Raw genomic sequence first — 1,929 nt, forward strand, 5'->3', positions numbered from 1 at the left:
TCAGTTTCACCGCCAGTACCTTGCCGCACAGTTGACGGAAGAGGCGGGGCTGGTACAGCTTGCGCAGCAGCAGTACCGGATGTTGTTCAGGATGGGATTGCAGATGATGGTGGCAGACTGGGAGCCGTCCCTGCTTGAGCAGCTAGAACAAAAATTCACGGCAGAACAATAAAAGAGAACAGGAGTTTTTGTGTTCAGATTACCAACACCCCGACTACTCAGCGGACTCAAATCAGCCCTGCGACCGGCGATGCCCCGGTTTAAAGTCTCTGCTTTCTGGCTGCTGATACTGGCGTGGATTTTTCTGCTGGTGTGGATCTGGTGGAAAGGCCCGACGTGGACGCTGTATGAAGAACAGTGGCTCAAACCACTGGCGAACCGCTGGCTGGCAACGGCGGCGTGGGGGATTATTGCCCTGATGTGGCTTACCGTCCGGGTGATGAAGCGCCTGCAACAGCTTGAAAAAATGCAAAAGCAACAGCGCGAGGAAGCCGTTGATCCGCTCAGCGTGGAACTGAACGCCCAGCAGCGTTATCTTGACCGCTGGCTGCTGCGCCTGCAACGCTATCTCGACAACCGCCGTTTCCTGTGGCAGTTGCCGTGGTATATGGTCATCGGCCCGGCGGGCAGTGGCAAAACGACACTGCTGCGCGAGGGGTTTCCGTCCGACATTATTTATGCCCCGGAGGGCGCGCGCGGCGCAGAACAACGCCTGTACCTTACGCCCCATGTCGGTAAACAGGCGGTGATCTTTGATATCGACGGCACACTCTGCGCTCCCGCTGATGCGGATATCCTGCATCGCCGTCTGTGGGAACATGCCCTCGGCTGGCTGAAAGAAAAGCGCGCGCGCCAGCCGCTGAACGGGATTATTCTGACACTCGATTTACCCGATCTGCTTACCGCAGACAAACGCCGCCGCGAGCATCTGTTACAGACGCTGCGCAGCCGCTTGCAGGATATACGCCAGCATCTTCACTGCCAGTTACCGGTTTACGTGGTACTCACCCGGCTTGATTTATTGCAGGGTTTTGCCGCCCTGTTCCAGTCACTGAACAGACAGGATCGCGATGCGATTCTGGGCGTCACGTTCACCCGCCGCGCCCATGAAAATGATGACTGGCGAACAGAGTTGAATGCTTTCTGGCAGACATGGGTGGATCGAATGAATCTGGCGTTGCCGGATCTGATGGTCGCTCAGACTCACACCCGCACGTCTTTATTCAGTTTTTCCCGCCAGATGCAGGGAAGCCGTGAACCGCTGGTGTCACTGCTTGAGGGTCTGCTTGATGGCGAAAATATGAACGTGATGCTGCGTGGTGTCTATCTCACCTCTTCGCTTCAGCGTGGGCAGATGGATGATATATTCACCCAGTCTGCCGCCCGCCAGTACCGGCTGGGCAATAACCCACTGGCGTCCTGGCCCCTGGTGGACACCGCGCCTTATTTCACCCGCAGCCTGTTCCCGCAGGCATTACTCGCAGAGCCTAATCTGGCAACAGAGAGCCGCGCCTGGCTGATACGTTCCCGTCGCCGCCTGACAGTTTTCTCTGCCACAGGCGGCGTGGCAGCACTTCTGCTCATCACCGGCTGGCATCACTATTACAACGGTAACTATCAGTCCGGCATCACCGTGCTTAAGCAGGCCAAAGCCTTTATGGACGTGCCGCCTCCGCAGGGGGAAGATGACTTTGGCAACCTGCAACTGCCGCTTCTGAACCCGGTACGCGATGCCACACTGGCCTATGGCGACTGGGGCGACCGCAGCCGTCTGGCCGATATGGGACTGTACCAGGGACGACGTATCGGGCCTTATGTGGAACAGACCTATCTGCAACTGCTGGAGCAACGTTACCTGCCCTCGCTGTTTAACGGGCTGGTCAAAGCGATGAACGCCGCGCCGCCGGAGAGTGAAGAAAAACTCGCGGT

The 1,929-nt window shown here is 57.6% G+C and carries 2 protein-coding genes; both read left to right on the forward strand.

Going from position 1 to position 1,929, the window contains the following annotated elements:
* Positions 1-172: type VI secretion system domain-containing protein (locus tag RTW80_RS24490; protein WP_198672641.1), on the forward strand; the 172-nt coding region annotated here is incomplete at its 5' end.
* Between the two features lie 108 nt (positions 173-280).
* Positions 281-1,929, forward strand: a 1,649-nt coding sequence (gene tssM, locus RTW80_RS24495; protein ID WP_312720658.1) for a type VI secretion system membrane subunit TssM, incomplete at its 3' end; no start/stop codon positions are given.

Source organism: Escherichia sp. AM3 (genome assembly GCF_032029835.1).
GTDB lineage: Bacteria > Pseudomonadota > Gammaproteobacteria > Enterobacterales > Enterobacteriaceae > Escherichia > Escherichia coli.